This window comes from Thalassospira profundimaris (assembly GCF_003326675.1).
Taxonomy (GTDB): domain Bacteria; phylum Pseudomonadota; class Alphaproteobacteria; order Rhodospirillales; family Thalassospiraceae; genus Thalassospira; species Thalassospira aquimaris.
The window spans coordinates 134,033-141,125 of record NZ_JPWF01000012.1; the positions used below are offsets into that span (position 1 = coordinate 134,033).

Genomic DNA, 7,093 nt, shown 5'->3' on the forward strand with positions numbered 1-7,093 from the left:
TCCGTTCCTCACGCTTTCAGGATCATGCGCATGATTGCTTCCTGGCTTGCATCCTTTGCTGCAAGCTGCCCTTTGATCTCACCCTCGTTCATGACGTAGATGCGATCGCACATGCCCAGAAGCTCCGGCATTTCCGACGAGATCATGATGACCCCCTTACCGTCGGCTGCCAGCTGGTTGATAATCGTATAGATTTCGTATTTCGCACCGACATCGATGCCGCGGGTCGGTTCATCCAGGATCAGCACTTCGGGTGCCGCAAACAGCCATTTTGACAAAACGACTTTCTGCTGGTTGCCGCCCGAAAGGTTGACGACCTTTTGCCCGACATTGGGCGTGCGAATATTGATTTTGTTTCGGTAATCCTCGGCAACGGAACGTTCTGCCCCGTCATTCAGAACACCACGTTCCGACACACCACCCAGATTGGCCAGTGTGATATTGGTCGTGATGCTTTCTTCAAGGATAAGACCCATTTCCTTGCGGTCTTCGGTGACATAGGCCAGCCCCGATGCAATCGCCTTTTCAACGGTTGAAACATCAACCGCCTTGCCATTGATCAGAACTTCACCCGAAATATCGGTGCCATATGATTTGCCAAAGATGCTCATTGCAAGTTCGGTGCGTCCTGCCCCCATCAGACCGGCAATTCCCACAACTTCGCCCGCCGCAACATCAATGCTGACATTATCGACGACCTTGCGTTCAGGATGCAGCGGATGGGTTGCCGACCAGTTGCGGACTTCCATCAGCTTTTCACTGCCGATATTGGGGGTGCGTTCCGGATAACGGTGGGCCATATCGCGCCCGACCATGTCCTTGACGATATCATCTTCGGTAATCTTGCCTGCGCGCGCATCAAGGGTCGAGATCGACTTGCCATCACGGATCACGGTGATGCGGTCGGCAACGCGATTGATCTCGTTCAGCTTGTGCGAAATCAAGATCGATGTGATGCCCTGCGCCTTGAATTCCAGCAACAGATCCAGAAGCTTCTGGCTGTCATTTTCCTGCAAGCTGGCAGTTGGTTCATCAAGAATAAGAAGCTTGACCTTCTTGGACAGCGCCTTGGCAATTTCAACCAGCTGCTGTTTACCGACACCGATATTGGTCACCAGTGTCGCCGGGTTTTCCTTAAGGCCTACCTTTGCAAGCAACTCACCCGTGCGCGCAAATGTCGCAGGCCAGTTTACAATGCCGTTTTCGGCAATTTCGTTGCCCAGAAAGATGTTTTCGGCAATCGACAGCAACGGCACAAGCGCCAGTTCCTGGTGAATGATGATGATGCCGCGGTCTTCACTGTCGCGGATATCTTTGAATTCCTGTACGCCGCCATCGTAAAGGATGTCGCCTTCATAGGTCCCGTGCGGATAAACACCGCTCAGCACCTTCATCAGGGTGGATTTACCTGCGCCGTTCTCGCCACAAAGCGCGTGGATTTCACCACGTTCAACCTTGATGCTGACATCATCCAGCGCCTTCACACCCGGAAAGGTCTTGGTGATGTTCTTCATTTCCAGGATGGTATCCATCCGGTCCTCCCACTGCTGTCAGCCGCCTGACAGCGCCTCTGTCTACTTGGTCTTTGTTGTCTTGGTTTTCTATGGGAAACCCTGCGGGTTTGATCGCTGCCTGCAATATGCCGCAATTTTTGGCGACACCGCACAACAGCAAACCCGTTCACAGACGTTCCTTCAGACGATGGAACCCGACAGGGTGCCAAGCAGCAACGCGCCGGGTTCCATACATATGTCGTGACTTATTTCACTTCGTCTTCGGAATAGTAGCCAGAACCAACAAGAATTTCTTTCCAGTTGGATTTGTCGACCATGACCGGCTCAAGCAGATAGGACGGAACAACTTTCACGCCGTTATCATAGGTTTTGGTGTCGTTGATGGTCGGCTCGCGACCGGCAAGAACATCGTCAACCATGGAGACGGTGACACGTGCAAGTTCACGGGTGTCTTTGAAGATGGTGGAATACTGTTCGCCAGCCAGGATCGACTTGACGGACGGCAGTTCGGCATCCTGACCGGAAACGACCGGCATTTTCATATCGCCGGAGCCATAGCCAACACCTTTAAGCGAGGAAAGAATACCGATCGACAGGCCATCATAGGGCGACAGAACACCATCAACCTGCTCGTCGGTGTAATAAGCCGACAGAAGGTTATCCATACGTGCCTGTGCAACCGCACCGTCCCAACGCAGGGTGCCGACTTTGTCCATGCCGGTCTGGCCGGACTTGATGACAACATCACCGCTGTCGATCAGCGGCTGAAGAACAGACATTGCACCGTTATAGAAGAAGTATGCGTTGTTATCGTCCGGCGAACCGCCGAACAGTTCAACATTGAAAGGCGGCTTGCCTGCAGCAGCCAGACCATCAACAAGCGAGGTCGCCTGCTGGACGCCAACTTTGAAGTTGTCGAAGGTGGAATAGTAATCAACATTCCCGCTTTCGCGGATCAGACGGTCATAGGCAAAGACCTTGATACCGGCAGCAGCAGCATTTTCAAGCGCATTCGAAAGCGTCGTACCGTCGATTGCCGCGATCACCAGAACGTCAACACCCTTAACGATCATGTTCTCGATCTGGGAAAGCTGGTTCGGAATATCGTCTTCGGCATATTGCAGGTCGGTTTTGTAGCCAGCGGCTTCAAACTGTTCGACCATCGAGTTGCCATCAGAAATCCAGCGTGCCGAAGATTTGGTCGGCATTGCGATCCCGACATAGCCTTTGTCAGCGGCATGTGCATAACCGCCGGAAATCATCGGGCTCATCATTGCGGCCGCGCCAAAGGCGACCCCTGCCATTACGGCACTGAGACGTTTCATTGCTATCCTCCCTACAAGACACGGCATATCAGCCATTTTTTTGTGCCCGACTTTCCCAGGCAAATTTCGCCCGAATATGTCGTGTCTTTGTTTTCAATTGATAATGCATCCCATTTCCCAAAGGACACGCCGCCATTATTCAGACGCACAACATAACAATCAAATAAGTAATTTCGAAACTTGCATATCAAAACCGATATATTAAACTCCCAACCCAGGGAGGAACAACCATGACCGAGTTTCGAAACAACCAGCCGCTAAGCTCTGCCAAGTCCTTGCTTTTCCGATCAGGGAACCTGTTTCAGCGCGGCTTGAAGCTTAGTCATCTGCGCATGATTGTCGCGATGGAAGAAACCGGTCAGATCAGCCTTGCTGCCGAAATGCTGAAAACCTCCCAACCCGCCGCATCCCGATTGCTGTCGGAAATGGAGAACATCCTTGAAGCTCGACTTTGCGTGCGCAGTCCGCGCGGGATCGAGATGACCAATGCCGGTCGCGCCCTGGCAAGGCGTGCGCGCAGTATGCTGATTGAAATCCGCGAAGCAGAACGCGAGATCGAGGATATCAAACATGGCGGCGGCACGGTTTTTGTCGGTGCTGTTACCGCCGCCGCAGTTGATCTTGTTGTTCCCGCAATTCGAAGTGTGCAGTCCGTCAACTCGCTGCTCGAAGCCCATGTCAGCGTTGGGCCATCACATCTTTTGATCAAGGATTTGCTGGCGGGCGATCATGACTTTGTCATTGGTCGCGTGCCCGAGGATATGGATCCAAGGCAGTTCAATATCCGCGAAATCCGCAGCGAAAAAATCCGCCTGATGGTCCGGACCGGACATCCCCTTCTAGAAGCAAACAAACCGATCACGCTTGCGCGTCTGGCCAACTTCGAATGGATTTTGCCGCCGCCAGGCAACCTTATGCGTCGCACCATCGAGGATGTATTTATTTCGCGCCATCTGCCGTTGCCACATTCAAGCCTGAACTCTGCATCCTTGCTGGTAACGCTGGCGACGCTTGCTGATACCGATGCCATTGCCCCGATGGCCGAAGAAGTCACAAGCCTGTTATCAAGTGGCGGATTGATCACCGAATTGCCGTTTGACGGGATGATTGAAATTAAACCCTATAGCCTGATCACCGCACGCGGCCACCGTTTATCGCCATCCGCACAGCTTGTTTCAGACCATGTTTTGGCGCGAATTGAAAAGCCGCAACCCCAGGAACCGGCATGTTGATGCTGTTAAGTTCTGTGCGTAATCATCAAACTCGCGTAAACTACTGCTATACAACAAGATAAATTCTGGTCGAGAAGCATATATGCCGCGCATTGCTCGTTACATTGGAACTCTGGTTACTGTTTGCGCCCCGTTTGCCGCAACACCGGTAATCGCATCGGATTCCACCGAACAACAGCAAGATAACCCCACCTTTGCCCTGATGGATTTACGCGGCACCACCGCATGGGCAATCACGAATTTTCAATGGCTTGAACCGGCCGAAGAAACACTTGATGTCCTGATTGCCAACGCAGGCACCGGGAACGTGCGCCTTGATTTCGTGATGAACAATATCGTTCCGCCCTATTGCGAACTGCGTCCCAATCCGGAAATTTGCGACGGGCCCGGCACACCGGTCAGCTGGATGGAAGATGTTCCGCAAACCATTTGCATGGATATCCCGTCCCCGATCCGCGCACGACACAAAGCCGTATTGTCCAAGACCGAACAGCTTTGCCTGCAACCAACCAGTAACCTGATGTTCCCAAAGGGTTGGGCCGACGGAACCATTTGGGATCAGCTTCATCTGCAACAAAGCGTTGCGCCCGGTAAAGTGCGCGTCGAAGACGATACCGCCATCATTGACCTTGTGATTTCGGATGCCATTGCCACCCGTTTTGCCAGCCTGTCGGAACAGGAATATGGCCCAATCATGATCGGCTGGGATCAGGAAACGTTGCGCAAAAACCTTGGTCCGCGACTGGATCAATTCGTTGCCGGCGATGATGAAAACTGCACCTATCTTCAACGCAACCATGATCCGTCAGGGCTGGGATATCTGGTGCTTGACGGGCGGCTTGCCCGTATTTCGCTTTATGCCGACGAATATGATGTCGCGACCAGCCTTGTGAAAACAACACAGGGCATCGCACTGGGATCGACACGCGACGATATCCTTGCAACCTATGACCGCGCCGCACTGGTTGAAGAAGAACATGAATATCTGGGCGGCAACGCCCGCTATATCACCTGGTGGGCCGATCAGGGCAAAACACGTGGTATACGTTTTGAGTTGAACGAAGATGGTCTTGTCACCGCCATCCATGCCGGAAGCGACGCGATCACGCTTCTTGAAGGCTGCTCTTAAGGCGCGATGAACGTCGCCAATCCCCTGTAAATCAAGCGATTTTCCTTTGACATTGACAAGGGCATTCAACCCTTGCAAAAGCGCATTCCGCATCTGTCCAGTGCGGGCCTAAAACCAACAACAATATTGCCATCACCTTGCCGCAAAGCATGACCAAAACGGCGTGCCTGCGGAGACGAATACACGAATGCAAACGCCCATAACGTCCAATCTTGTTGTCATTACCGGTGGCCCCGGTTCTGGCAAATCCACCCTGATCGAATATCTTCACGCACGCGGCTATGACGTCTGTTCCGATATTGCCCGCCCGCTGATCGCCGAGCAACGCGAACGCGGTGGCAATGCTGTGCCCGATGAAGATGACGACGCCTTTGCCGGATTGATGATCCGCCGGTCGATCCGTACCTGGCAGGCAGGTATGGAATGCCATCCGCGCACCGTTTTTTGCGACGGCGCGCTTCCCGATATTCTGGCCCATCGCAGGATTGCAAAACTTCCCGATGACCCTGCCCTGATGCGGACGATCAAGATGTATCGGTATCGCCGGTCGGTCTTTGTCCTGCCGCCCTGGGCCGAGATTTATCACACCGATGAAATCCGCACACAAAACTTCGCCAAAAGCGTCAAGAACTATGTCCGGCTGTGCCAGGCCTATATCGAAAGCGGTCATGAACTGATCGAAATTCGCAAAGGCCCGGTCGAACAGCGCGCTGCCCAAATCCTTTCCCGCCTGAAACTCTAGGCCGGGTCCAAAAATTTCTGACAAGTGCCCCATACCAACGCCATGACCAAAAACGCCTTCCCCATCCGCACGAAATCCAGGCGCCTGATGACAATCGCCGCGATTGCGGCAATCGGATCATCTGCCCTGCCCGTCCTTCCGGCACAGGCAGCCTGCTATGACTGGCCTTTGCGCGAATATCGCGGTGAATTTGCTTATGACGGCGACACCATCTATGTCGCGGTACCGGGGCTTCCCGGTGAAATCGCCAATATGTCGGTGCGCGTACGCGGGGTCGATACCCCCGGAATCCGTGGCAGTTGCGAAAGCGAAAAGCAACTGGCCCAGCAGGCACGCGATTACGCCCGCCAGCGCCTGAAATCGGCCAAGGCCGTTGAATTCTGTGAACCGGAATGGGGTCGTTATGGCGGGCGTGTGGTGGCGACCGTGCGCATTGATGGCAGCCCGCTTGATCTTGAATTGATCAATAACGGCCTTGCCCGCCCCTATGACGGCAAAACAAAGCGCCAGCCATGGTGTCAGGGATAGCAAGCCAATTTGCGATCAGCGTAACATTGGCGTGAAGCCACTGGACAATCACGATAATCTGACCATCTTTGGGAACGAGAAATCATTCATCCCGATGATCAAAGATGCGAAGTGACCGAATATGAGCAATTATCACAAAAACCCGGACGCCATCGCCGACCTGTCCCCGGAACAGTATCATGTGACACAGGAAAACGGCACCGAGCCCCCGTTTCGTAATGATTTCTGGGATCACAAGGAAGACGGGCTTTATGTCGATATCGTATCGGGTGAACCGCTTTTCACATCGCACGACAAGTTCGACAGCGGCTGTGGCTGGCCAAGTTTTGTTAAGCCGGTCGAAAGCGACCATATCATCGCGCGCGAAGACAATACCCACGGCATGCGCCGCATCGAAGTAAGATCCAAACATGGCGACAGCCATCTGGGCCATGTATTCCCCGACGGCCCACGCGATCGCGGCGGGCTTCGATATTGCATCAATTCGGCGTCATTGCGCTTTGTCACCGTGGATGATCTTGAGGCCGAAGGATATGGCGATTACCGCCATCTGTTCGAATAATCAGACAAAAAAGACCGGCGCGATGCCGGTCTCAGATTGCTGACGAACCCCGTCTTTTTCA

General features: G+C 53.4%; 7 protein-coding genes. 5 read left to right on the forward strand and 2 right to left on the reverse strand.

All coding sequences use genetic code 11. The features are described from left to right. Nucleotides 1-8 precede the first annotated feature (8 nt). Together mmsA and chvE are read right to left on the reverse strand one after the other, a co-directional pair. Complete coding sequence (gene mmsA / locus TH19_RS17040; RefSeq protein ID WP_114103562.1) at nt 9-1,532, reverse strand: multiple monosaccharide ABC transporter ATP-binding protein; 1,524 nt, start codon at nt 1,530-1,532, stop codon at nt 9-11. Between the two features lie 227 nt (nt 1,533-1,759). Further along, entirely contained in the window at nt 1,760-2,839 is a 1,080-nt protein-coding gene (gene chvE, locus TH19_RS17045) for a multiple monosaccharide ABC transporter substrate-binding protein (protein ID WP_114103563.1), read from the reverse strand. Between the two features lie 230 nt (nt 2,840-3,069). On the opposite strand from chvE, the gene TH19_RS17050 reads away from it, so the two are divergent. The 5 genes from TH19_RS17050 to msrB all read left to right on the forward strand — a co-directional run bounded on the left by TH19_RS17050 (nt 3,070) and on the right by msrB (nt 7,032). Next, a complete protein-coding gene (locus TH19_RS17050; RefSeq protein WP_114103564.1) occupies nt 3,070-4,071 on the forward strand; it encodes a LysR family transcriptional regulator in 1,002 nt (333 codons plus the stop codon). An 82-nt stretch (nt 4,072-4,153) separates the two neighbouring features. Then, on the forward strand, nt 4,154-5,200 hold the full coding sequence (locus TH19_RS17055; protein ID WP_114103565.1) for a hypothetical protein: 1,047 nt from the start codon (nt 4,154-4,156) through the stop codon (nt 5,198-5,200). A gap of 187 nt (nt 5,201-5,387) precedes the next feature. Next, complete coding sequence (locus TH19_RS17060; protein ID WP_114103566.1) at nt 5,388-5,942, forward strand: AAA family ATPase; 555 nt, start codon at nt 5,388-5,390, stop codon at nt 5,940-5,942. An 87-nt stretch (nt 5,943-6,029) separates the two neighbouring features. Beyond that, nucleotides 6,030-6,470: a thermonuclease family protein gene (locus TH19_RS17065; protein ID WP_114103579.1), complete on the forward strand. Its 441-nt coding sequence runs from the start codon at nt 6,030-6,032 to the stop codon at nt 6,468-6,470. Between the two features lie 121 nt (nt 6,471-6,591). Next, entirely contained in the window at nt 6,592-7,032 is a 441-nt protein-coding gene (gene msrB, locus TH19_RS17070) for a peptide-methionine (R)-S-oxide reductase MsrB (RefSeq protein WP_114103567.1), read from the forward strand. The last annotated feature ends 61 nt before the right edge of the window (nt 7,033-7,093 follow it).

Coding starts and splice junctions, on each gene's coding strand:
- TH19_RS17050 (WP_114103564.1), top strand. CDS start 3,070: ATGACCGAGTTTCGAAACAACCAGCCGCTAAGCTCTGCCAAGTCCTTG.
- msrB (WP_114103567.1), top strand. CDS start 6,592: ATGAGCAATTATCACAAAAACCCGGACGCCATCGCCGACCTGTCCCCG.
- TH19_RS17060 (WP_114103566.1), top strand. CDS start 5,388: ATGCAAACGCCCATAACGTCCAATCTTGTTGTCATTACCGGTGGCCCC.
- TH19_RS17065 (WP_114103579.1), top strand. CDS start 6,030: ATGACAATCGCCGCGATTGCGGCAATCGGATCATCTGCCCTGCCCGTC.
- chvE (WP_114103563.1), bottom strand. CDS start 2,839: ATGAAACGTCTCAGTGCCGTAATGGCAGGGGTCGCCTTTGGCGCGGCC.
- TH19_RS17055 (WP_114103565.1), top strand. CDS start 4,154: ATGCCGCGCATTGCTCGTTACATTGGAACTCTGGTTACTGTTTGCGCC.
- mmsA (WP_114103562.1), bottom strand. CDS start 1,532: ATGGATACCATCCTGGAAATGAAGAACATCACCAAGACCTTTCCGGGT.